The sequence below is a fragment of the Lelliottia sp. WB101 genome (genome assembly GCF_003051885.1).
In the GTDB taxonomy this organism is placed as follows: Bacteria; Pseudomonadota; Gammaproteobacteria; order Enterobacterales; family Enterobacteriaceae; genus Enterobacter; species Enterobacter nimipressuralis.
Window position 1 is genome coordinate 3,625,465 of record NZ_CP028520.1, and the last position, 21,791, is coordinate 3,647,255.

The 21,791-nt window shown below is 52.3% G+C and carries 24 protein-coding genes, 1 pseudogene and 1 other annotated feature; of the genes and pseudogenes, 13 read left to right on the top strand and 12 right to left on the bottom strand.

The window, feature by feature from the left end; genetic code table 11:
- Positions 1-47 precede the first annotated feature (47 nt).
- The 5 genes and pseudogenes from DAI21_RS17540 to DAI21_RS17560 all read left to right on the top strand — a co-directional run bounded on the left by DAI21_RS17540 (position 48) and on the right by DAI21_RS17560 (position 5,833).
- The gene (locus DAI21_RS17540) at positions 48-2,927 is read left to right on the top strand and encodes a RecE family exodeoxyribonuclease (RefSeq protein ID WP_107703785.1); all 2,880 of its coding nucleotides are present in this window, start codon (positions 48-50) and stop codon (positions 2,925-2,927) included.
- A pseudogene (locus DAI21_RS17545) lies at positions 2,887-4,051 on the top strand (RecT family recombinase). The gene DAI21_RS17540 and the pseudogene DAI21_RS17545 overlap by 41 nt, the downstream one beginning before the upstream one ends.
- A 39-nt stretch (positions 4,052-4,090) precedes the next feature.
- Positions 4,091-4,333 carry a DUF4060 family protein gene (locus DAI21_RS17550; RefSeq protein WP_107703786.1) on the top strand — a complete coding sequence of 81 codons (243 nt, stop codon included), beginning with the start codon at positions 4,091-4,093 and terminating at the stop codon, positions 4,331-4,333.
- 64 nt (positions 4,334-4,397) lie between these two features.
- Positions 4,398-4,613 (top strand): excisionase family protein, encoded by a 216-nt coding sequence (gene xisR, locus DAI21_RS17555; protein ID WP_103947548.1) that lies wholly within the window; start codon positions 4,398-4,400, stop codon positions 4,611-4,613.
- Positions 4,613-5,833, top strand: coding sequence for a site-specific integrase (locus tag DAI21_RS17560; RefSeq protein WP_107703787.1), 1,221 nt, complete (start codon positions 4,613-4,615; stop codon positions 5,831-5,833). Before xisR ends, DAI21_RS17560 begins: the two co-directional genes overlap by 1 nt.
- A 66-nt stretch (positions 5,834-5,899) precedes the next feature.
- Here the strand turns inward: DAI21_RS17560 and btuC are convergent, their stop codons facing one another.
- From btuC to thrS, 9 genes are all read right to left on the bottom strand, one after another.
- Entirely contained in the window at positions 5,900-6,880 is a 981-nt protein-coding gene (gene btuC, locus DAI21_RS17565) for a vitamin B12 ABC transporter permease BtuC (protein WP_107703788.1), read from the bottom strand.
- Between the two features lie 101 nt (positions 6,881-6,981).
- The gene (gene ihfA, locus DAI21_RS17570; RefSeq protein ID WP_003857805.1) at positions 6,982-7,281 is read right to left on the bottom strand and encodes an integration host factor subunit alpha; all 300 of its coding nucleotides are present in this window, start codon (positions 7,279-7,281) and stop codon (positions 6,982-6,984) included.
- A gap of 4 nt (positions 7,282-7,285) precedes the next feature.
- The gene (pheT, locus tag DAI21_RS17575; RefSeq protein WP_107703789.1) at positions 7,286-9,673 is read right to left on the bottom strand and encodes a phenylalanine--tRNA ligase subunit beta; all 2,388 of its coding nucleotides are present in this window, start codon (positions 9,671-9,673) and stop codon (positions 7,286-7,288) included.
- A 15-nt stretch (positions 9,674-9,688) separates the two neighbouring features.
- Positions 9,689-10,672 (bottom strand): phenylalanine--tRNA ligase subunit alpha, encoded by a 984-nt coding sequence (gene pheS / locus DAI21_RS17580; protein ID WP_100780476.1) that lies wholly within the window; start codon positions 10,670-10,672, stop codon positions 9,689-9,691.
- A gap of 40 nt (positions 10,673-10,712) precedes the next feature.
- Positions 10,713-10,836 (bottom strand) — a sequence feature (Phe leader region).
- The gene (gene pheM, locus DAI21_RS17585) at positions 10,787-10,831 is read right to left on the bottom strand and encodes a pheST operon leader peptide PheM (protein WP_001386830.1); all 45 of its coding nucleotides are present in this window, start codon (positions 10,829-10,831) and stop codon (positions 10,787-10,789) included. (Overlaps the previous feature by 45 nt.)
- 75 nt (positions 10,837-10,911) lie before the next feature.
- Positions 10,912-11,268: a 50S ribosomal protein L20 gene (gene rplT / locus DAI21_RS17590; RefSeq protein ID WP_012017122.1), complete on the bottom strand. Its 357-nt coding sequence runs from the start codon at positions 11,266-11,268 to the stop codon at positions 10,912-10,914.
- Positions 11,269-11,322: 54 nt separating this feature from the next.
- Positions 11,323-11,520, bottom strand: a complete 198-nt coding sequence (gene rpmI, locus DAI21_RS17595; RefSeq protein ID WP_001124225.1) for a 50S ribosomal protein L35 — start codon at positions 11,518-11,520, stop codon at positions 11,323-11,325.
- Between the two features lie 96 nt (positions 11,521-11,616).
- Complete coding sequence (gene infC / locus DAI21_RS17600; protein WP_071818735.1) at positions 11,617-12,159, bottom strand: translation initiation factor IF-3; 543 nt, start codon at positions 12,157-12,159, stop codon at positions 11,617-11,619.
- A 3-nt stretch (positions 12,160-12,162) separates the two neighbouring features.
- Positions 12,163-14,091, bottom strand: a complete 1,929-nt coding sequence (gene thrS / locus DAI21_RS17605; RefSeq protein WP_100780477.1) for a threonine--tRNA ligase — start codon at positions 14,089-14,091, stop codon at positions 12,163-12,165.
- A 314-nt stretch (positions 14,092-14,405) separates the two neighbouring features.
- Here thrS and yncL point away from each other — a divergent pair, with 314 nt between their 5' ends.
- Positions 14,406-14,498 carry a stress response membrane protein YncL gene (gene yncL, locus DAI21_RS17610; protein ID WP_102103511.1) on the top strand — a complete coding sequence of 31 codons (93 nt, stop codon included), beginning with the start codon at positions 14,406-14,408 and terminating at the stop codon, positions 14,496-14,498.
- A 67-nt stretch (positions 14,499-14,565) separates the two neighbouring features.
- Complete coding sequence (yniD, locus tag DAI21_RS17615; protein WP_100780479.1) at positions 14,566-14,676, top strand: small membrane protein YniD; 111 nt, start codon at positions 14,566-14,568, stop codon at positions 14,674-14,676.
- A 197-nt stretch (positions 14,677-14,873) separates the two neighbouring features.
- On the opposite strand, the gene DAI21_RS17620 is transcribed toward yniD, so the two are convergent.
- Complete coding sequence (locus tag DAI21_RS17620) at positions 14,874-15,107, bottom strand: hypothetical protein (protein ID WP_100780480.1); 234 nt, start codon at positions 15,105-15,107, stop codon at positions 14,874-14,876.
- A 266-nt stretch (positions 15,108-15,373) separates the two neighbouring features.
- Complete coding sequence (locus DAI21_RS17625; protein ID WP_100780481.1) at positions 15,374-16,132, bottom strand: YdiY family protein; 759 nt, start codon at positions 16,130-16,132, stop codon at positions 15,374-15,376.
- 293 nt (positions 16,133-16,425) lie between these two features.
- On the opposite strand from DAI21_RS17625, the gene pfkB reads away from it, so the two are divergent.
- The 3 genes from pfkB (at position 16,426) to DAI21_RS17640 (ending at position 18,714) form a co-directional block, all read left to right on the top strand.
- Positions 16,426-17,358 carry a 6-phosphofructokinase II gene (gene pfkB, locus DAI21_RS17630; RefSeq protein WP_107703790.1) on the top strand — a complete coding sequence of 311 codons (933 nt, stop codon included), beginning with the start codon at positions 16,426-16,428 and terminating at the stop codon, positions 17,356-17,358.
- 99 nt (positions 17,359-17,457) lie between these two features.
- The gene (ghoS, locus tag DAI21_RS17635) at positions 17,458-17,748 is read left to right on the top strand and encodes a type V toxin-antitoxin system endoribonuclease antitoxin GhoS (RefSeq protein ID WP_100780483.1); all 291 of its coding nucleotides are present in this window, start codon (positions 17,458-17,460) and stop codon (positions 17,746-17,748) included.
- Positions 17,749-17,853: 105 nt separating this feature from the next.
- Complete coding sequence (locus tag DAI21_RS17640; RefSeq protein ID WP_107703791.1) at positions 17,854-18,714, top strand: fructosamine kinase family protein; 861 nt, start codon at positions 17,854-17,856, stop codon at positions 18,712-18,714.
- Positions 18,715-18,750: 36 nt separating this feature from the next.
- Here DAI21_RS17640 and DAI21_RS17645 read toward each other — a convergent pair whose 3' ends face one another.
- Entirely contained in the window at positions 18,751-19,287 is a 537-nt protein-coding gene (locus DAI21_RS17645) for a YniB family protein (RefSeq protein WP_100780485.1), read from the bottom strand.
- A 147-nt stretch (positions 19,288-19,434) separates the two neighbouring features.
- On the opposite strand from DAI21_RS17645, the gene hxpB reads away from it, so the two are divergent.
- The 3 genes from hxpB to DAI21_RS17660 all read left to right on the top strand — a co-directional run bounded on the left by hxpB (position 19,435) and on the right by DAI21_RS17660 (position 21,698).
- On the top strand, positions 19,435-20,103 hold the full coding sequence (gene hxpB, locus DAI21_RS17650) for a hexitol phosphatase HxpB (protein WP_107703792.1): 669 nt from the start codon (positions 19,435-19,437) through the stop codon (positions 20,101-20,103).
- A gap of 148 nt (positions 20,104-20,251) precedes the next feature.
- Positions 20,252-21,013 (top strand): 2-dehydro-3-deoxy-D-gluconate 5-dehydrogenase KduD, encoded by a 762-nt coding sequence (gene kduD / locus DAI21_RS17655; protein ID WP_107703793.1) that lies wholly within the window; start codon positions 20,252-20,254, stop codon positions 21,011-21,013.
- Between the two features lie 94 nt (positions 21,014-21,107).
- The gene (locus DAI21_RS17660) at positions 21,108-21,698 is read left to right on the top strand and encodes a metal-dependent hydrolase (RefSeq protein ID WP_100780488.1); all 591 of its coding nucleotides are present in this window, start codon (positions 21,108-21,110) and stop codon (positions 21,696-21,698) included.
- Positions 21,699-21,791 lie beyond the last annotated feature (93 nt).

Genomic DNA, 21,791 nt, shown 5'->3' on the forward strand with positions numbered 1-21,791 from the left:
GCGCTATCTCTGGCCCGGGATCTTACATCCAAAAAAGAGGATCTCACATGGAATTTTTCTATGTAGTTAAGGCTACGCAGAAATCCGGCAAAGAAGATGCAGTGATTTGGTTCACTGCTAAATCAGAAGCCCGTGCTAACCTGCAGCTCGATGTTGAGCTGGAAGATGCCGGTATTGAAACCGGCCGCGGTAGAGATTACGCCAAACCTGTTCGCACCTATTTTTCGGTCTATAACGACCTGCCTGAAGAAAGCACAGTGGATTACACCTGGTGCAAACGCTACGAATTGGCTGATGATCTGCGCACGTGGCAACGAAAACCCGTAGCAGAGTCGAAGGATAACATTCACCAGAATTACACTGTTAAAAGCAACTCTGATTGTGATTTAACAACAGCACTTTTGTCCGAAGAAGATAGTGCTCGTAAGATCGAATACGCAGACGACAACAGCGTGCATTTTCAATTGGCGACAATGCCCTTTCGTATTCAGTTGCTCGCGCAGTTTTGTGCCGAAGATCGCCACGTCTACCACATCAGTATCCCACATCGCAAAGAGCTCTCGGTTCTCGAACTGGACATGGACAATAGCTACGTGCAGAACATGCTGCTAGCTGCCGAGAATAGCCCAGAAATTAAGGCATTCGACATGCCAACCCTCTGGAAATTAACTGCCGCGATCAAGATGGTATTTCCACAAGACAAGTGTCATGAACTTAACCAGATTATTGAGTTCACGAAAATATGGATAAAAACTGAGTATATCGATCGCGGCATCCTGGCGCGTGAATGGGCTGCCGGTAATCGTATCAGCAGCGTGCAGCGTACTGATTCCGGAACTAATGCTGACGGCGGCTGTGTTACCGACCGCGGCGAAGGCGCACACCATACACTCGATACCCTCGATCTTGAGATTGCCTGCGCCCTGCTGCCGATGGACTTCAACCACTTTGAGATCCCGGGCAGCATCCTGCGCCGCGCCAAAGAGATCGTTACGAAGAAAGAAGAACCGTGGAAATCATGGAGCAACATCCTGCGTAATCAGCCGGGCGTCCTGGGAGTTAACCGCACTGCAATCTTCAACCTGGTGCGCATCGCGCCGGAAAATATCCACCTGACACCAGCTGCGCACCTCGAGTTTGTTTGCCAGACGATGACCACTGAATTTAATTCCGCAGTTGAGTTACTCACGCTGCCTGCGCCAGTAGCCGAACCTGAAGCGGCAGCACAACAGCCACAGGTTGAGAAGCTCGGCAGCGGCATGTTCTCCATCGAAGGCTTGATGGGTGGAAATAACGACCCGGCCATCAATACCTCCTCAAATGAAGTCGTAAAAACGGAAAACGCAACGGAGACCACCAGCGATGTGCAGATGGAAGCGGCTCAGCCAGAGAAAGTCGAAAATAATGATCCGGTACAACCAGGCGAAGGCGTTGATGCAGATGATACGCAAGCAGTTACCGTAGCGCCGGCAGAGATACTAGCCGCTGCCGCACCTAGCCTCGCTAACCAAGAACCGGGGGATGGCAACCAAAAAACGGATTCTGCCAGCAAGAATATCGATTCTGCACACCAGAGTGTGCCAGAAGCGACACAAAATGAGCCGGAAGTGCAGCGGGACGAACCAGCTGTCGAATACCCTGCCTACTTCGAACCGGGTCGTTATGAAGGTTTACCAAACAACGTTTATCACGCAGCGAACGGGATCAGCAGCACACAGGTTAAAGATGCCCGTGTGAGCCTGATGTATTTCAATGCGCGCCACGTCGCCAAGACTATCCAGCGCGCGCCGTCCAAAGTACTGGATATGGGTAACCTGGTCCATGCACTGGTCCTGCAACCGGAAAACCTCGTTGAAGAGTTCAGTGTGGAGCCGGAAATCCCTGAAGGTGCTTTTACCACCACCGCTACACTGCGCGAGTTCATCGACGTACACAATGCCAGTCTGCCAGCGCTGCTGGGTACAGACGATATCAAAGCGCTACTGGAAGAGTATAACGCCACACTACCCGCACAACTGCCGCTGGGCGCAAGCCTGGAGGAAACGGCACAGAACTACATGGCGCTGCCAGCTGACTTCCAACGTATCGAGGCAGACCAGAAGCAGACGGCTACGGCAATGAAGGCATGCATCAAAGAGTACAACGCCACCCTGCCCGCGCCGGTTAAAACCAGTGGCAGCCGTGACGCGCTGCTGGAGCAGCTGGCTATCATCAACCCTGACCTGGTGGCACAGGAAGCGCAGAAACTGGCACCACTAAAAGTTTCCGGTACCAAAGCGGAGATGATCCAGGCGGTGAAATCTGTGAAACCGGATGCGGTATTCGCTGACGAAATGCTTGATGCGTGGCGCGACAACCCTGGCGACAAAATTCTGGTGACGCGCCAGCAGCTGGCAACCGCCCAAGCCATTCAGTCCGCACTACTGGCACATCCAACAGCTGGCATGTTGCTCCAACACCCAAGCCGCGCCGTTGAGGTGAGCTACTTCGGCTTTGACGAGGAGACCGGTCTGGAAGTACGTGTGCGCCCTGACCTCGAGATCGACCTGGACGGCGTGCGTATCGGCGCAGACCTGAAAACTATCAGCATGTGGAATGTTAAGCAGGAAAGCCTGCGCGCCCGACTTCATCGAGAAATCATTGAACGTGATTACCACCTCAGCGCGGCCATGTACTGCGAAACGGCGGCATTGGATCAATTCTTCTGGATATTCGTCAACAAAGACGAGAACTACCACTGGATCGCCATCATTGAGGCATCAGAAGAACTGCTGGAGCTGGGCATGCTTGAGTACCGTAAATCAATGCGTGCCATCGCCACTGGCTTCGATACTGGCGAGTGGCCAGCACCGATTACCAATGATTACACCGACGAACTGAACGACTTTGACATGCGTCGCCTTGAAGCGCTGCGTTCTCAGGCATAAGGGGAATGATGATGGAAAACATGAATATCGTAACTGCTGAGCAGCAGGCTCCGAACACTATCTCTGCCAGTAACTCAATTTTCAATGTCCAGGCCTTGGGCCAGCTGCAGGCTTTCGCCGGTTTGATGGCTCAATCTGTCGTCACCGTGCCGGCGCACCTTGCAGGAAAGCCTGCTGATTGTATGGCTATCGTAATGCAAGCTATGCAGTGGGGTATGAACCCTTACGCGGTGGCACAAAAAACTCACCTGGTTAACGGCCAGTTGGGTTACGAAGCGCAGCTTGTTAATGCCGTAATCACCAGTTCCAGTGCCATTCATGGCCGTTTCCATTATCGCTACGGCGGTGACTGGACACGTTGCACCAGAACCAAAGAAGTGTCGCGTGAGAAAACTGGTAAGAATGGAAAGTACACCGTTACCGAACGTGTTCGCGACTGGTCTGATGAAGACGAAGAAGGGCTGTACGTTGAGGTTGGAGCCATTCTTCGTGGCGAAGGTGAAATCACGTGGGACAAACCTCTTTACCTGTCTCAGGTGGTTACCCGAAATTCGCCATTGTGGGTTTCAAAACCAGACCAACAAATAGCCTACCTCGGCGTTAAATATTGGGCACGGTTGTATTGCCCACATGTGATCCTCGGTGTTTATACGCCAGATGAGCTCGAGCAACATACCGAACGGGAAATCAACCCGGCACCTGCCCAGAAACTGAGCCTGTCTGATATCAAAGGTGACAATGTTACAACCACGCAGAACGCCCAGGAGTCATCCGCAAATATCGACACTCTGGCCGACGATTTCCGCGACCGCATTGAGTCCGCTCAGGATGTAGATAGCGCCAAAGCGCTACGCGCAGACATCGAAACTGCTAAAGCGGCGCTAGGCTCAGCTCTGTTCACTGAACTGAAAAACAAAGCGGTGAAGCGTTACTACCTTGTAGATGCTCGCAACAAGGTGGAGGCGGCGATCAACTCCCTGCCCCAACCCGATGAGCCGGATGCCGCCGAGCGGTTCGTGGAAGCCGAACGCGTGCTGGCAACGTCAAAGCGGCACCTGGGAGATGAGCTGCACGATCAGTTCAGCATCACCCTAGCGGATATGAAACCGGAATACGTGGCTTAACGAGACTGGGAGGGACAACTCTCCCCTTAAGGAGACTATATGCGACTGATCAATCGAGGCAGTAAGCAATCCCCTTTGGCTCGGCAGGCATGTGACATCGCGCTCACCGCCCATCAGCAACGTTACGGCGACTACGGGCGAAGCAAGATGAAAGAGACCTACACCGTAAGAGTTGAGGGTGTGAAAGTTTGGGTTGAAGTAGTGAATCGTAAGGCGAGCTATGTGGCTACAGCAATGACGGGCATGCGTCGGCTCCGTTCCTTACCCGGTCAGGCCTCCTGATATCGGAATATCAATTATTTTTAACCGGCATCTTTATACTGATGCCGGTTACCTGAGGTGAACTATGTCACAGGTAATTTTTAACGAAGAGTGGATTGTTGAGGCAAAACTCACCGAAAGAACTGGGCTCTCAAGTGGGCAAATCAAGAGCTACCGTCTTAAATCATGGGTCAACGGCATCCATTTTAAATACGTTACCGCCGATGGCAGAACAGAGTCCGAGAAAGGACTTGCCTGGTACAACTACCCCAAAATAAACCATTTCATTAAGGACGCGTAATGGCAGGCTTTCCTACCGGTGTTGAAATCCACAACGGTAAACTGAGGATATCATTCAAGTATAAGAATATTCGCTGCAGGGAAGTTTTGCAGGGTTGGGCGGTGAACAATTCCAACATCAAGAAAGCCGGCAATCTTAGAGCGCTGATATGCGCTGAAATTCAGCTGGGTACATTCAAATACGAAGAGCGCTTTCCGGAAAGCAAAGCACTGAAGAAGTTTTCGACGCCCGTAAAGAGCGTCTTAACCTTTGGAGAGCTGTGCGATGCATATCACGCAGTGAAAGAGGTGGAGATCAGCCCGGCAACGATGATGATTACTCGCTCGGTCAGTACTCTCTTCACGAAAATTATCGGAGAAAGCACTTCTCTTGAAGAAATTCAGCTAAACGATATGTTGTTGTACAGGAAGAAATTACTTGAAGGGGAATTTAAGGCCAGATCCGATGGGCAACGCACCGTCAGAACTGTTAACGCCTTCATGGGGCAATTATGCAGAATGCTCAGCTTCGCTCACCAGAGTAATTACATCCAGCACAAGCCGTTTGAGAACATAAAGAGTCTGAAGACATCTGAACTTGATCCAGACCCATTGCTGAAAGAAGAATTTCAGGAGCTATCTAAGCACTGGCAGGGTCAGCATTTAAACCTTTGGTCGTTTGCCGTCTATACCGGCCTACGTCATGGTGAATTGACCGGTCTGGCTTGGGAGGATGTCGATCTAAAAAATGGCGAGGTCCATGTTAAGCGTACAATGACGCTCACAAAGAAGTTTGGTCCACCGAAGACAAACGCCGGGGTGAGGACCGTAAAGCTGTTAAAACCGGCGCTGGAAGCGTTAACGAGGCAATTCGAACTTACTGGCAATAAGGTGCCCGCAGAGATCGACTTTTACCACCGCGAACGTGGGAAAATTGAAAAGCAAAGCCTGAGATTCTGCTTCGTGCCCAACCATGATGAAGGGGAAATGAGCAGACATTATTCACAGAGCACGATAAACCTGACATGGCCGGGCGCCATGAGAAAATCAGGCGTAAGGTATCGTAGTCCCTACCACACCCGGCATACATATGCCTGCTGGTTACTATCAGCTGGTGCAAATCCATCGTTCATTGCCAGCCAGATGGGGCATAAAAATGCGCGTATGGTTTACACCGTATATTCAAAATGGATCGTGCGTATGAACGATGATCAGATAGAGATGTTAAACGGGAAAATTTAGCGGATTGCCCCCACTGTGCCCCCGGCGTTATGCCAAATTGAATAATATTCAATTATTACAAAGAGTTCAGCGACTCGCCTTTAATAGTAGCCAGATAAATACGGGCGCGCCCAGTGTTGCGGTTACGACCCCGATCGGCAGCTCGGCGGCACTCATGGCCAGACGGGCAATAATATCGGCAATCAGCAGCGTTGCCGCGCCTGCAATAGCGGCGGCAGGCAGTAAAGTACGATGATCGGTAATCCCACCGAGGCGCAGCATATGGGGAATGACCAGGCCGATGAAACCAATGGCCCCGGCCAGCGCGACGCTGACGCCAACCATCCAGCCGATAGCGATCACCAGCACATTGCGCCACAGGCCGATCGACAGGCCCAGCTGGCGGGCAGAGATCTCACCCAGCGCCAGCATGTTTAGCGATTTCGCCTGGAAAGCGGCCCACAGGATCGCCGGCATCAGTAGCGCCATCAGCCAGCCCTGCCGCCAGTCCACGCCGCCAAAACCGCCCATCATCCAGTACATCAGCTGGCGCAGGTCGAATGAGGTGGAGAAATAGACCGCCCAGGTCATCAAAGCACTGCAGATAATCCCCAGCGCGACGCCGGCCAGCAGCAGACGGCTGGTGGATAAATGCCGTCTGGCGAAACGCAGTAAAATCACGGTGATAAGCAGCGCACCGGCGATGGCGCTAAGGCTCACGCCCCAGCCAGAAAGACTTCCACTGCCCAGCATCGTTGCGGCGATAAGGCCGACGCCTGCGCCATTGGAGACGCCGAGCAGCCCCGGTTCCGCCAGTGGGTTTTCAAATAAGGCCTGCATGATGGTGCCACACAGCGCCAGCGCCGCACCGACCAGCACGACGGCTAATGTGCGCGGCAGGCGAATTTGCCAGACAAACAGTTTGCCCTGATCGCTCAACCAGTGTTCTGGCCCGATCCACTGTTCTCCGGCGCACAGACTCACGGCAAAAATGGCGAGCAGAATTGTCATCAGTGCCAGCAGCCAGCGCAAATCGGAACGGTGTTGTTGACGGGCAAAATCGAGCATGGGTTCGGTTTTCGTGTGAGTGATGATGTTGATTTTACGGTGGGTATGCCTTCGCGCAAAGAAAAAAGGCCGCGATTGCGGCCTTTTTGGGTTAGTTCATATTACTCTGCTTTGGGCGTTGCGTTTTCGACACGGCTTTTTAACTTCTGGCCGGGTCTGAAGGTCACCACGCGGCGGGCTGTAATGGGAATATCTTCCCCCGTCTTCGGGTTGCGACCCGGACGTTGGTTTTTGTCTCGCAAATCAAAATTGCCAAAACCGGAGAGTTTAACCTGCTCACCATTTTCCAGAGCACGACGGATCTCTTCGAAAAATAGCTCTACCAGCTCTTTGGCATCCCGTTTGCTAAGCCCAAGCTTATCAAACAGATATTCTGACATTTCAGCTTTTGTAAGCGCCATAGGTTCAATCCCTCAATGATGCCTGGAATCGCTCTTTTAATGCCTCTACACATCTGGCAACGGTAGCGGCAATCTCCTCTTCTTCGAGTGTACGGCTGGTATCCTGAAGGATAAGGCTAATAGCGAGGCTCTTAGAACCTTCTGCTACGCCCTTGCCGCGGTACACGTCAAATAAGTTTACGCCAACTACCTGATTTACGCCAACTTTCTTACATTCGGCCAAAATATCTGCTGCGGGCACATTTTCAGCGACCACAACGGCGATATCGCGGCGGTTCGCCGGGAAGCGCGAAACGTCCTGAGCCTGAGGAACCACGCGGTCTGCGACCTTGTTCCACTCCAGCTCAAACACCATGGTGCGGCCATTCAAGTCCAGTTTGCGTTCCAGCTCAGGATGAACAACACCAACGAAACCAACGCGTTCACCGTGTAAATAAATGGCAGCGCTCTGGCCCGGATGGAGGGCTGGAATGGCTTCTGCGCGGAACTCAATTTCAGAAAGTTTACCGGTCAGTTCGAGAACTGACTCCAGATCGCCTTTCACATCGTAGTAATCAACGCTGTTTTTGGTCAGATCCCAGTGCTCTTCATAGCGGTTGCCGCAGATAGCGCCAGCCAGCATCAGATCCTGACGGATACCAAGATTTGCCTGGGTATCAGGCACAAAGCGCAGACCGGTTTCGAAGATGCGCACGCGGCTCTGTTGACGATTCTGGTTATACACGATGGTGCCAAGCAGACCTGTCCACAGGGAGAGGCGCATTGCGGACATTTCGCTGGAGATTGGGCTTGGCAGGATCAGGGCTTCCTGACCTGGGTGGATCAGCTGCTGCAGTTTCGGATCCACGAAGCTGTAGGTGATCACTTCCTGATAGCCTTTGTCGTTCAGCATGGTTTTCACACGCTTAAGAGACAGGTTGGCTTCGCGATGGGTGCCCATCATCAGGCCGGCCTGTACAGGCTCGTCAGGGATGTTGTTGTAGCCGTAAATACGAGCCACTTCTTCCACCAGGTCTTCTTCGATTTCCATATCGAAACGCCAGCTTGGTGCAACGGCCTGCCACTGGTCCTGGCCTTCGGTAACCTCACAGCCCAGACGGCGCAGGATATCGCTCACCTGCGCATCCGCAATGTGATGGCCAATCAGACGATCCAGCTTGCTACGACGCAGCGTGATAGTCGCACGCTGAGGCAGCGCAGACTCATTGGTCACATCAATCACTGGACCCGCTTCACCGCCGCAGATATCGATCAGCAGGCGAGTGGCACGTTCCATCGCTTTGTACTGCAGTGCCGGATCAACACCGCGCTCGTAGCGGTGAGAGGCGTCCGTATGCAGACCGTGGCGACGCGCGCGGCCGGTAATGGACAGCGGGCTGAAGAATGCACACTCCAGGAGAACATTTTGCGTATCGTCGTTAACGCCAGAGTGCTCGCCACCGAAGATGCCGCCCATGGCCAGCGCTTTGGTGTGGTCGGCAATGACCAGCGTATCGGCATTCAGTTTGGCTTCGCTGCCGTCCAGCAGAACCAGCGTTTCGCCCTCTTTCGCCATACGCACGACGATCCCGCCTTCGATACGATCTTTATCGAATGCATGCATCGGCTGGCCGAGTTCAAGCAGAACGTAGTTGGTCACGTCAACCACCGCATCGATAGAACGAATCCCGCAGCGACGCAGTTTTTCTTTCATCCACAGTGGCGTTGGCGCTTTGACGTTGATGCCTTTAACCACACGACCAAGGTAGCGCGGGCAGGCGTCAGCGGCTTCGACCTGAATCGGCAGCGTGTCGGTGATGGTTGCCGCAACGGGTGCGATCTCCGGCACGCTCAGTTCGGTCTGGTTAAGCACCGCAACGTCGCGCGCCACGCCGATAATCCCTAAGCAATCGGCACGGTTTGGCGTCACGCTGATTTCGATGGTGTTGTCATCCAGCTTCAGGTATTCGCGGATGTCAGTGCCAATCGGCGCATCAACAGGCAGTTCGATAATGCCGTTGTGATCGTCGGAAATACCCAGCTCGGAGAACGAGCACAGCATGCCTTCTGACGGCTCGCCGCGCAGTTTGGCGGCTTTAATTTTGAAATCGCCCGGCAGAACCGCGCCGACAGTGGCGACAGCCACTTTCAGACCTTGTCGGCAGTTAGGTGCGCCGCAGACGATATCCAGCAGACGCTCGCCGCCAACGTTCACTTTTGTCACGCGCAGTTTGTCGGCGTTCGGGTGCTGGCCGCACTCGACCACTTCACCGACAACCACGCCGTTGAATGCGCCGGAAACTGGCTCAACGCCGTCCACTTCAAGGCCAGCCATGGTGATTTGGTTAGAGAGCGCTTCGCTGTCGAGCGTGGTGTTCACCCATTCGCGTAACCACAGTTCACTGAATTTCATTGTTCTGTCCTGCCCTTATTTAAACTGTTTGAGGAAACGCAGATCGTTTTCGAAGAATGCGCGCAAATCGGTCACGCCGTAACGCAGCATGGTCAGACGCTCCATGCCCATACCGAAGGCGAAGCCGGAATAGACTTCCGGATCGATACCGACATTACGCAGGACGTTTGGATGCACCATGCCGCAGCCAAGCACTTCGAGCCATTTGCCGTTTTTACCCATCACGTCCACTTCCGCAGAAGGTTCGGTGAACGGGAAGTAGGACGGACGGAAACGAATCTGCAGATCTTCTTCAAAGAAGTTACGCAGGAAGTCGTGCAGCGTGCCTTTCAGGTTGGTAAAGCTGATGTTCTTATCAACGATCAAGCCTTCCATCTGATGGAACATCGGGGTGTGCGTCTGGTCGTAATCGTTACGATAGACGCGGCCCGGCGCGATGATGCGGATCGGCGGCTCTTGCTCTTTCATCGTGCGGATCTGCACGCCAGAGGTCTGGGTGCGCAGCAGACGGGTGGCATCAAACCAGAAAGTGTCGTGGTCAGCGCGTGCCGGATGATGGCCAGGAATGTTCAGGGCATCGAAGTTATGGTAGTCATCTTCGATTTCCGGGCCAGTCGCCACGGTAAAGCCGAGCTCACCGAAGAAACTTTCAATGCGGTCGATGGTGCGCGTGACCGGGTGCAGACCACCATTCTCAATGCGACGACCCGGCAGGGAGACGTCAATGGTCTCTTCGGCCAGACGAGCATTCAGCGCGGCGCTTTCTAAATCGTATTTGCGCGCATTCAGTGCCTGCTGAACCTGCTCTTTGGCTTCGTTAATCACCGCACCCGCTGCCGGGCGCTCTTCTGGCGGCAATTCACGCAGGGTGGTCATTTGCAGGGTCAGATGCCCTTTCTTGCCCAGATATTCGACGCGGACATTGTCTAATGCGGCAACATCTGAGGCCTGATTAATGGCTGCCGTTGCACTGGCAACCAGCTCTGCGAGATGTGACATGGTTTTCCTCGTTATGTGGCGATATTCATAAGCGGTAGAAACAAAAAAAGCCTCCATCAGGAGGCTTTCTGGCGCTGTTTTTCGTTTCATCTTTCACGCGCAAGCCCCCTGAATTCAGGTGCTAAAGTAAAAGAAGAAGCGGAAAATAGCAGCATTCATGCTTGCGTTACCTTATGTGTTCATTCATCCCGAAGGGGGTGGAAATGAAAGAGGGAGCAAAGCCCCCTCTCTCAACTGGCTTATGCCAGTGCTGCTTTCGCTTTTTCGACCAGAGCGGTGAACGCTAATTTGTCGAATACTGCGATGTCAGCCAGGATCTTACGGTCGATTTCAACAGAGGCTTTTTTCAGGCCGTTGATGAATTTGCTGTAAGAAATACCGTTCTGACGTGCTGCTGCGTTGATACGCGCAATCCACAGTTGACGGAACTGACGCTTACGTTGACGACGGTCACGGTAAGCATACTGACCAGCTTTGATAACAGCCTGGAAGGCAACGCGGTATACGCGAGAACGCGCACCGTAGTAGCCTTTAGCTTGTTTCAAAATTTTCTTGTGACGTGCACGGGCAACTACACCACGTTTTACGCGAGCCATATGTGCTCTCCTGTATCTATTCTAAGTTAAAAAAGGTTAATAAACGTTTACGACTTATGCGTACGGCAGGCACGCGATTACCAGGCCCAGATCGCCTTTGGAAACCATGGCTTTAGGACGCAGGTGACGTTTACGCTTGGTAGCTTTTTTAGTCAGAATGTGACGCAGGTTAGCGTGCTTGTGCTTAAAACCACCTTTACCGGTTTTTTTGAAGCGCTTAGCAGCACCGCGTACGGTCTTAATTTTTGGCATTTTAATAACTTCCACTTCGCATTGTTAATAAACGAAACATAGGCGAACAAAACCTGCGAAGCCCGTAGGCTCCACAGGAATTGCTACTTGAAGGCCTTACTGTTTCTTCTTAGGAGCGAGCACCATGATCATCTGGCGGCCTTCGATCTTCGATGGGAAGGATTCGACCACTGCCAGTTCACTCAGATCGTCACGGACGCGATTAAGCACTTCCATACCGATCTGCTGGTGAGCCATCTCACGACCGCGGAAACGCAGCGTGATCTTAGCTTTATCACCCTCTTCCAGAAAGCGTACCAGGCTGCGGAGTTTTACCTGGTAATCGCCATCGTCGGTGCCAGGTCGGAATTTAATTTCCTTAACCTGAATAACTTTTTGCTTTTTCTTCTGTTCCTTAGAAGACTTGCTCTTTTCATAGAGGAATTTGCCGTAATCCATGATACGACAAACTGGCGGCTCGGCGTTAGGGCTGATTTCGACCAAGTCTACTCCGGATTCTTCAGCTTTTTCCAGAGCTTCTCTCAGACTCACAATACCAAGCTGCTCGCCTTCCAGACCTGTTAAGCGAACTTCTTGCGCGCGAATTTCGCTGTTGATACGATTCGGGCGCGCCGTTTGAACTCGTTTTCCGCCTTTAATACCTTATTCCTCCAGTTGTTGAAGACTGCGGCTGCGAATCTCTTGTCGCAGCTTCTCAATCACTTCACTTACGTCCAGGCTACCCAGGTCTTTACCACGGCGGGTGCGAACGGCAACTTTGCCTGCTTCCACCTCTTTATCACCACAGACCAACATGTAAGGTACCCGACGTAAAGTGTGCTCGCGGATTTTAAAGCCAATCTTCTCATTTCTCAAGTCCGCTTTTACGCGAATGCCCGCATTTTGTAGTTTCTGCGTCAATTCTTTAACGTAATCGGCCTGAGAATCGGTGATATTCATGACCACGACCTGCACCGGCGCGAGCCAGGTTGGGAAGAAGCCTGCAAACTCTTCAGTCAGAATGCCGATAAAGCGTTCGATAGACCCAAGAATTGCACGGTGAATCATTACCGGCACCTGACGCTCGTTGTCTTCGCCCACATAGGAGGCGCTTAAACGCTGCGGCAAGGAGAAGTCCAGCTGGACTGTTCCGCACTGCCATGCGCGATCGAGGCAGTCATACAGTGTAAATTCAATTTTCGGACCGTAGAATGCGCCTTCACCCACCTGATACTCAAACGGGATATTGTTCTCTTCCAGCGCAACTGCCAGATCCGCCTCTGCACGATCCCAAGTCTCGTCGCTACCGATACGCTTTTCCGGACGAGTTGAGAGCTTGACGACGATTTTCTCGAAGCCAAAGGTGCTATACATATCGTAGACCATACGAATACAGGCGTTGACTTCATCACGCACCTGATCTTCGGTACAGAAAATGTGCGCATCATCCTGAGTAAAGCCACGAACACGCATCAGACCATGCAGTGCGCCTGATGGCTCATTACGATGGCAGCTACCGAACTCCGCCATACGCAGCGGCAGATCGCGGTAGGATTTCAGACCCTGGTTGAAGATCTGAACGTGGCCCGGGCAGTTCATTGGCTTGATGCAGTATTCACGGTTCTCAGAAGAGGTGGTGAACATCGCATCTTTGTAGTTGTCCCAGTGGCCTGTTTTTTCCCACAGTACACGGTCCATCATGAACGGGCCTTTCACTTCCTGATACTGGTACTCTTTCAGCTTGGAGCGCACGAAAGTTTCCAGTTCACGGAAGATAGTCCAGCCGTCGTTATGCCAGAACACCATACCCGGCGCCTCTTCCTGCATATGATACAGGTCGAGCTGCTTACCGATTTTACGGTGGTCGCGTTTTGCGGCCTCTTCCAGACGCTGCAGGTAGGCGCTCAGGGCTTTCTTATCTGCCCACGCGGTACCATAAATACGCTGCAACATCTTGTTGTTGCTGTCGCCGCGCCAGTAAGCGCCAGCGGTTTTCATCAGTTTGAAGTGATGACAGAAACGCATGTTCGGCACGTGCGGTCCACGGCACATGTCGACGTATTCTTCGTGATGATACAAGCCAGGCTTGTCATCATGCGCGATGTTCTCATCAAGAATAGAAACTTTATAGTTCTCGCCACGCTTCACGAAGGTTTCACGCGCTTCGTGCCAGCTGACTTTTTTCTTGATGACATCGTAGTTGGTCTCGGCGAGCTCGTGCATACGTTTTTCGAGCGCGTCGATATCTTCCTGGGTCAGGGTGTGGTCAAGGTCAACGTCATAATAAAAGCCGTTGTCGATCACCGGGCCGATCGCCATTTTGGTGTTTGGCCAGAGCTGTTTGATGGCATGGCCTAACAGGTGCGCACAAGAGTGACGAATGATCTCAAGACCTTCATCGTTCTTCGCGGTAATGATGGAGAGCTGAGCGTCGTTTTCAATCAGATCGGAGGCATCAACCAGTTCACCATTAACACGGCCAGCGATGGTCGCTTTTGCGAGTCCAGGACCAATGTCCAGGGCAACATCCATCGGGCTAACGGCGTGGTCGTAATGGCGTTGGCTGCCATCAGGAAGAGTAATTACAGGCATTTTATATCCTTATTTGCAGTGATGCCCCACACATAAGAGCATATACAAAGAAAATAATCGTATTTTATCAATAGATTGCGAAACCATCTGACCAACAATCGTCAAATTGGCTCGCAGTCTGGAACAGTGACGAATCAGACAAAGGCTGATTTACGTTCTGCACCCTGATGGTAACACTAAAAAAAGGGTGAATGCACCCTCTGCGACCAGATTGATGTCTCTCATACATTTGTATGAGTTTTAGGGGGTAGCGCTCGCAATCCCATTTTGCTGAGCTAATCTTGAACTGGTCCTGACAACGTAAGGGGCGTTACATGAATGTTTCCAGTAGAACTGTAGTGGTACTGAATATTGTTTCAGCAGCGGCGCTGGTCATGATCCTGGCTGATAAGTTTCACTGGTTTTGACCCCAAGGCTGACACTGCATAACAGCTTTTGATAGACTCACGTTATCAACTGACGAGGGAACGGGTTATGCCAACAAAACGCTTTGCACAAAAACACTGGAAAATGGTGGTGGTATTAATCGCCATCTGCGGTGCGATGCTTTTATTACGCTGGGCAGCAATGATCTGGGGCGTATAGCGTGCTGGGGTATTAATTCACATTAGTGACGTGTAGTGAGTAACATGCAGTGGTGCGGCATTTATTAATATGACAGCAATATTGTCCATTCGCCTGTAAGCGCTGTTTCTGGCATAAAATCATTTTCAGGTCCGCATAATGCGAAAAACCGGTACATCATCATCCGGTTTTTTCACTGCTGGTGTGAGCCAATAATATTAAGACCACTCACCCGCAACCAGTTTGTGCACATCAAAGGCGTCATTCATTGACTGACCGGTAGACTGAGAGCCCGGCGCGATGTTAGAACCCGCTTCAACATCAGAAGCGCGGGTGATACCGATTTGGTTGGTGGTGTCACTGGCAGGTTGGGTTACTGAATCAGCAGCAAATACACCAAATGACAGTGCGGAGAGCACCATTGCTGCTGCAGCATTTTTGATTTTATTCATAATGATTCTTCTCTATATCTGAATTAATGCAGTACAACGTGAGGCAATTAATGCCTGTATTCACAGTGTAGATCTGGATCACACTTTTGCCTAGTCAATTTATTTATCAAATCGTGTCAAATAAATTGAATGTATATCGCCGAAGGGAATTATGAAGAAATTATGGAGAATAACGCTGAGGTATTAATTTAAAACGCTGTTCAATATTTAATAGCACGCTTTGTTAAAATAAAAATACGGGCCGATAATATATCGGCCCGCGAATATTACATTTTATAGCCTAAAGAAACGGTCGTTCTGCGATCGGTATGTTCTGGTGCGGAAGCCGGTGGCTCCGAGTTCCAGGTCACGTTGTACGCCACTTTTAAACCAAAGTGTTCGTTGATCGCCACGTTCAGCGCGGTTTCAGAGTTCAGTGTCGTATCATCAGCACCAAACACGGAGACGCCCTGGGTAAATTTAGCGTTATCGGTGAACTGCCAGGCGTAGGTGCCGGATGCATAACCCAGCGGCTGCGTTTTGGTATCGCCGTCAGTGTACTCGTCGTAACGTACACCCGGACCGAATTCAAAACGGAAGCTGTGGACCGGGCCATTCAGGAACTGACGACCATAACCCGCAGTGAAGACGTCACGCTGGCGATAGCCATTGTAGCGGTCAGTTAACCAGCTTGCCTGGCCGAAAAGATAGTCATAATCCGTCATGTTGTAACGGCTACGGCCACCCACTGCATATTTCTCAGAGGAGCGCTCGTCATTAGATGAGGTGTTACTGGCGTTACCCCACAGGGACCAGGCGGTGGTATTGCCGTACCAGGTCATCGTGGTGTCTGCGGTCAGGGAGGAGCTTTTGGTGTTACCTGATTGCGCCAGATAGCCCGCGTTAAGGTTACCTTCAAACGGTTTCTGCGCAGTGGATGGGTCATCCATGACAGTAAAAACGGTATCGTCAGCGGCTGCGTACATCGAGGCAAACACGCCACCCGCCAGCATCAATGCGGCAGGTACTGTCTTCAAGAGCTTCATTTATAAAGGAGTCCGTACAACAAAAAAAGAGACCATCACGGTCTCGGAAACTTTCTTGAGGATCAATGACAAGGCATCCATAGAAAGGTAACAAATTATAAAAAGGCTCATATAACATAGCAATGATTTCTTATTTCATTTTTTGAATAAGAACGATCTCAAATCGTTAATTAATTCATATTAAAAATGTACAGAACGTCTAAACATTTATATTTAAAATCATACTGTTATTTACTTTCCCTTCTCGCCTTTTGTGCCATGCTTACCTGAGCCAATGCTAAAAGGAGGTCACAATGGTCAAGATTTATACACTGACGCTCTCCCCTTCCCTCGACAGCGCCACCCTCACGCCGCAGATTTATCCTGAAGGTAAACTCCGCTGTAGCACCCCCGTCTTCGAGCCTGGCGGCGGGGGTATTAATGTGGCGCGCGCCATTACCCATCTTGGTGGTCAGGCCACAGCGATCTTCCCGGCGGGCGGTGCCACCGGTGAACATCTGGTGGCGCTGCTGGCGGATGAACAGGTGGCCGTCGATACCGTCGACGCAAAAGACTGGACGCGTCAGAACCTTCATGTCCACGTCGAATCCAGCGGCGAGCAGTACCGTTTCGTCATGCCCGGCGCCATGCTCGATGACGATGAATTCCGCCAGCTGGAACAGAAAGTGCTCGCCATTGAAAGCGGTGCCCTGCTGGTGATCAGCGGCAGCCTGCCCCCTGGCGTGCAATGTAAAAAACTGACCCAGCTGATTCGTGCGGCGAAAGAGAAAGGCCTGCGCTGCATCGTCGACAGTTCGGGCGATGCGCTGACAGCCGCTCTGGAATCCGGCGGTCTGGAACTGATCAAACCGAACCAAAAAGAGTTGAGCGCGCTGGTCAAGCGCCCGTTAACGCAGCCCGATGATGTTCGCTCCGCCGCTCAGGAACTGGTGCGCAGCGGGAAAGCGCGTCGCGTGGTGGTCTCATTGGGGCCGCAGGGTGCCCTCGCCGTCGATGAAACCGGTTCAGTGCAGGTCGTTCCACCGCCGATGAAAAGCCAGAGCACCGTCGGTGCCGGTGACAGTATGGTCGGTGCGATGACGTTAAAACTGGCGCAAGGCGCATCGCTGCTGGAGATGACGCGCTACGGCGTCGCGGCGGGTAGCGCGGCCACCATTAATCACGGCACGCGCCTGTGCTCCCTCGAAGACACGCAAAAAATCGTGAATTACCTTTCCCAGAGCTAAAAATGGCTTCCCTCCATAACGGAGGGAAGCGCATTAAGTCGCCAAACTGGCGCGATCGGCTATGCTAAGAAAACTTTCAAGATAACAAAGAGGTGAAATATGAGCAGTGGTGACATCACCCGCTACGTCGTAACCATCAAATTTCATGAAGACTCGCTGACCGAACTCAACGAGATCAATAACCACCTTACGCGCGGTGGCTTCCTGCTGACGCTGACGGATGACGAAGGCAACGTCCACGATCTGGGCACGAATACATTCGGGCTGATCAGTCCCCTCAGCGTTGATGAAGTGAAAGCGCTGGCAAGTGGTCTGATTGAGAGTGCGATCGGTAAACAAGCAGATATTGACGTGAAAACCTGGGAAGAGTGGCAAAAAAGAGAACAATAAATGCCCTAAAGTGATCCTGACGGCTCAGGTGTGCGTTAGCTCGTATTATTGAACAGCGTTTATGCGCTAACTTTATGATCTGGCGGACAACATGGGAGAATCATCATGTGGCAGGCTATCAGTCATCTTTTAAACGAGCAACTGGGCGACGGGGAGATCGAGCAGCGTAACGAGCTGCCAGGCGGTGAGATCCACGCTGCATGGCATCTGCGCTTCGCGGGACGCGATTTCTTCGTGAAATGTGATGAACGGGAATTGCTTCCCATCTTCACCGCCGAAGCCGATCAGCTGGAATTACTGTCGCGCAGCAAAACCGTCTCCGTGCCGCAGGTCTGGGCGCTGGGCAGCGATCGCGATTACAGCTTTCTGGTGATGGATTATCTCCCTGCCCGTCCGCTGGACGCGCACAACGCCTTTTTATTAGGTCAACAGATTGCCCGCCTGCATCAGTGGAGCGATCAGCCACAGTTTGGTCTCGATTTTGACAACGACCTGTCGACGACCCCTCAGCCCAACGCCTGGCAGCGTCGCTGGTCCACCTTCTTTGCCGAGCAGCGCATCGGCTGGCAGCTGGAGCTTGCGGCGGAGAAAGGGCTAGAGTTTGGCAATATTGATGCGATTGTGGAGCATGTCCAGCAGCGCCTGGCTTCTCACCAGCCGCAACCGTCGCTGTTGCATGGCGATCTGTGGTCAGAAAACTGTGCGCTGGGGCCGAACGGGCCTTATATCTTTGATCCTGCCTGCTACTGGGGCGACCGCGAATGCGATCTGGCTATGCTGCCGCTGCATCCGGAACAGCCTCCGCAAATCTACGACGGCTATCAGTCCGTTTCGCCTCTGCCGTCAGGCTTCCTCGAAAGACAGCCTCTTTACCAGCTCTATACCCTGTTGAACCGTGCGATATTGTTTGGCGGTGAACATCTGGTGAATGCGCAACGTGCGCTGGAGCGTGTTTTAGCGGCGTAACAGCGTATACGGGTGGCCAGGGCCACCCGCAGCGCGTTACAGAAAACCGAGTAACGAGAAGAAGAAGTAACCGCAGACGATGATAATCACCGGCAGTACGTAGAGCGGGAAAATCTGCAGCAAAATGGTGTGATGCGGAACCACAATTCGCGATTCAATCTGCTCGCGGGTCAGCCCTTCAGTGCCCTTCGCTTGTTCCAGAATCAGCTGATCTTCAACCCCTTCGCGCAGAAAACGCGTCTGACGGCTCATTCGTGCGCCAGATGCCTGCAGGGCGAGAGCAATAAAGATCAGCGCAAAGATTATCCAGAACGCGATGTTCAGGCTTTGGTGAAAATTGGGCGTCGGCGAGTTGTACCAGAAGAAGTTAAGAAATGGCGTGTTAAAGCGCATCATCTCAATCATAACATGAGCAAAATCAAGCATAACCGCATTGATACCGGCCTGCTTTTCGCTATGCTCATACATGAATTTCAGCACGGAGATTAGCGTGGAAATCACCGCCGGAATAAAAATTACCCATCCGGCAATACGTTTTAGCACCGCGATGCGTCCAGCTTGTTGATACGTCATCAGTTCCCCTTCAGTAAGACGCTCACTTAGAGCCTAAGTTTACCCTCTGCTTACGAATTTCGCCCGTTCTTTAAGGCCAATTATGCTAAATTGCTGCTTAACTTTAGAGTGACTTTATGCTGAAAACGTATGAATGGAGATAGCGTTATGACGACCCCGCGCCAGATTGTTGCTGCCATTTTCGATATGGATGGATTGTTAATCGATTCCGAACCGCTTTGGGATCGTGCCGAACTGGATGTTATGGCCAGCATTGGCGTGGATATTAGCCGCCGTAACGAGCTGCCGGATACGCTGGGGCTGCGCATTGATATGGTTGTTGAGCTATGGTTTGCCCACCAGCCGTGGAATGGCCCAAGCCGTCAGGACGTCACCGACCGCATTATCACCCGCGCCATCGCCCTCGTTGAAGAGTGCCGCCCCCTGCTGCCGGGCGCGCGCGAAGCTGTCGCATTGTGTAAAGCACAGGGGCTGAAAGTGGGCCTGGCGTCCGCATCACCGCTGCACATGCTGGAAAAAGTGCTGGAGATGTTCGACCTGCGCGACAGCTTCGACGCGCTGGCCTCGGCGGAAAAACTGCCCTACAGCAAGCCCCATCCGCAGGTTTATATGGACTGCGCTGCAAAACTGGGCGTCGACACACTCGCGTGCGTGGCGCTGGAAGATTCCGTTAACGGCATGATTGCCTCAAAAGCAGCCCGTATGCGCTCCATCGTGGTCCCAGCGGAAGAAGGCCAGCACGATCCGCGCTTTGCGCTGGCGGACGCCAAACTGGCCAGCCTTGCCGATTTGACCGCAGAGCATTTGCGCGGGTAATCCCTTAGGTTCGGGCAACGCCCTGTTGCCCGAAAACATGACCACCATAATATTTTTGAAACATCATTTCATTTTTATTTGTAATTCCTGCCAGCGGCTCCTATTCTTAATCTTCAGAACGACAATAACCCTACACTCTGAGGTTGATATGATACTGGATGCCTTTAATCTGGCGGGAAAAGTAGCCATCGTCACCGGCTGCGATACCGGTTTAGGCCAGGGAATGACGCTGGGACTGGCGCAGGCGGGATGTGACATCGTGGGGGTGAACCGCAAAATCCCCGAAGAGACCGCAGAAAAAGTTAAAGCCCTGGGCCGCCGCTTTATGGCGATTCAGGCCGATCTTAGCCAGCAGGACGCAATTGAAACGATAGTGACAAAAGCAGTCGCCGAAATGGGCCGTGTCGATATTCTGGTCAACAATGCCGGAACCATCCGCCGGGAAGATGCCCTGTCATTCAGCGAAAAAAACTGGGATGACGTGATGAACCTGAACCTGAAATCAGTGTTTTTCCTCTCTCAGGCGGTTGCGCGTCAGTTTATTGCTCAGGGCGAAGGCGGCAAAATTGTGAATATCGCCTCGATGCTCTCCTTCCAGGGCGGGATCCGCGTCCCGTCTTATACCGCTTCGAAAAGCGGTATATTAGGGATTACGCGCCTGCTGGCAAACGAGTGGGCTGCGCACGGGATCAATGTCAATGCGATTGCGCCGGGGTACATGGCGACCAACAATACCCAAGCGTTGCGTGACGACGACCAGCGCAGTAAAGAGATTCTGGATCGTATCCCTGCTGCGCGCTGGGGAAATCCTGAAGACCTGCAAGGCCCGGTGGTTTTCCTTGCCTCAAACGCCTCAGACTATATCAATGGCTTTACGCTCGCCGTCGATGGGGGCTGGCTGGCGCGCTAGCGCCAGTTTGTGACAAAGAGTTACACCGTAACCTCTTCCGCCTACTGTACAAAAACCCTATACTGTATGAATTGACAGTTTCGTGGGTTTTATCATGACGGCGGAAGGCCACCTTCTTTTTTCTATTGCCTGCGCAGTGTTTGCCAAAAACGCTGAGCTTACCCCTGTTCTGGCACAGGGCGACTGGTGGCATATTGTTCCTTCTGCGGTCCTCACCTGTTTACTGCCGGATATTGATCATCCTAAGTCGTTTCTCGGCCAGCGCCTGAAATGGATCGCCAAACCCATCGCCAGAGCCTTCGGTCACCGTGGGTTCACCCACAGCCTGCTGGCAGTCTTTATTCTGCTGACCTTTTTCTATCTTAAGATCCCTGAAAGCTGGATTGTTCCCGCCGACGCGATTCAGGGGATGGTGCTCGGCTACCTAAGCCATATCCTGGCCGATATGTTAACCCCCGCCGGCGTTCCGCTGCTCTGGCCATGCCGCTGGCGTTTCCGTTTTCCGATTCTGGCCCCGCAAAAAGGTAACCAGCTGGAGCGCGTCTTGTGCATGGCACTCTTCGCCTATTCCGTCTGGATGCCTCAGACCCTGCCCGAAAATGGTGCAGTTCGCTGGTCGTCACACATGATCAATTCCCTGCAATTTCAGTTCAATCGCTTTATTCATCACCAGATTGAACAATAAACAGACAAAATAGTTGCATTTGTCATAATCCATTCCATTTGGATATAAGCGCCACATCACACTTCTGATAATCTTGCGCCAACATGATCGGAA

Excerpts from the sequence above, each read along its gene's own strand:
- DAI21_RS17540 (WP_107703785.1), top strand. The coding sequence starts at position 48 with ATGGAATTTTTCTATGTAGTTAAGGCTACGCAGAAATCCGGCAAAGAA.
- DAI21_RS17550 (WP_107703786.1), top strand. The coding sequence starts at position 4,091 with ATGCGACTGATCAATCGAGGCAGTAAGCAATCCCCTTTGGCTCGGCAG.
- xisR (WP_103947548.1), top strand. The coding sequence starts at position 4,398 with ATGTCACAGGTAATTTTTAACGAAGAGTGGATTGTTGAGGCAAAACTC.
- DAI21_RS17560 (WP_107703787.1), top strand. The coding sequence starts at position 4,613 with ATGGCAGGCTTTCCTACCGGTGTTGAAATCCACAACGGTAAACTGAGG.
- btuC (WP_107703788.1), bottom strand. The coding sequence starts at position 6,880 with ATGCTCGATTTTGCCCGTCAACAACACCGTTCCGATTTGCGCTGGCTG.
- ihfA (WP_003857805.1), bottom strand. The coding sequence starts at position 7,281 with ATGGCGCTTACAAAAGCTGAAATGTCAGAATATCTGTTTGATAAGCTT.
- pheT (WP_107703789.1), bottom strand. The coding sequence starts at position 9,673 with ATGAAATTCAGTGAACTGTGGTTACGCGAATGGGTGAACACCACGCTC.
- pheS (WP_100780476.1), bottom strand. The coding sequence starts at position 10,672 with ATGTCACATCTCGCAGAGCTGGTTGCCAGTGCAACGGCAGCCATTAAT.
- rplT (WP_012017122.1), bottom strand. The coding sequence starts at position 11,268 with ATGGCTCGCGTAAAACGTGGTGTAGTTGCCCGTGCACGTCACAAGAAA.
- rpmI (WP_001124225.1), bottom strand. The coding sequence starts at position 11,520 with ATGCCAAAAATTAAGACCGTACGCGGTGCTGCTAAGCGCTTCAAAAAA.
- thrS (WP_100780477.1), bottom strand. The coding sequence starts at position 14,091 with ATGCCTGTAATTACTCTTCCTGATGGCAGCCAACGCCATTACGACCAC.
- yncL (WP_102103511.1), top strand. The coding sequence starts at position 14,406 with ATGAATGTTTCCAGTAGAACTGTAGTGGTACTGAATATTGTTTCAGCA.
- yniD (WP_100780479.1), top strand. The coding sequence starts at position 14,566 with ATGCCAACAAAACGCTTTGCACAAAAACACTGGAAAATGGTGGTGGTA.
- DAI21_RS17620 (WP_100780480.1), bottom strand. The coding sequence starts at position 15,107 with ATGAATAAAATCAAAAATGCTGCAGCAGCAATGGTGCTCTCCGCACTG.
- DAI21_RS17625 (WP_100780481.1), bottom strand. The coding sequence starts at position 16,132 with ATGAAGCTCTTGAAGACAGTACCTGCCGCATTGATGCTGGCGGGTGGC.
- pfkB (WP_107703790.1), top strand. The coding sequence starts at position 16,426 with ATGGTCAAGATTTATACACTGACGCTCTCCCCTTCCCTCGACAGCGCC.
- ghoS (WP_100780483.1), top strand. The coding sequence starts at position 17,458 with ATGAGCAGTGGTGACATCACCCGCTACGTCGTAACCATCAAATTTCAT.
- DAI21_RS17640 (WP_107703791.1), top strand. The coding sequence starts at position 17,854 with ATGTGGCAGGCTATCAGTCATCTTTTAAACGAGCAACTGGGCGACGGG.
- DAI21_RS17645 (WP_100780485.1), bottom strand. The coding sequence starts at position 19,287 with ATGACGTATCAACAAGCTGGACGCATCGCGGTGCTAAAACGTATTGCC.
- hxpB (WP_107703792.1), top strand. The coding sequence starts at position 19,435 with ATGACGACCCCGCGCCAGATTGTTGCTGCCATTTTCGATATGGATGGA.
- kduD (WP_107703793.1), top strand. The coding sequence starts at position 20,252 with ATGATACTGGATGCCTTTAATCTGGCGGGAAAAGTAGCCATCGTCACC.
- DAI21_RS17660 (WP_100780488.1), top strand. The coding sequence starts at position 21,108 with ATGACGGCGGAAGGCCACCTTCTTTTTTCTATTGCCTGCGCAGTGTTT.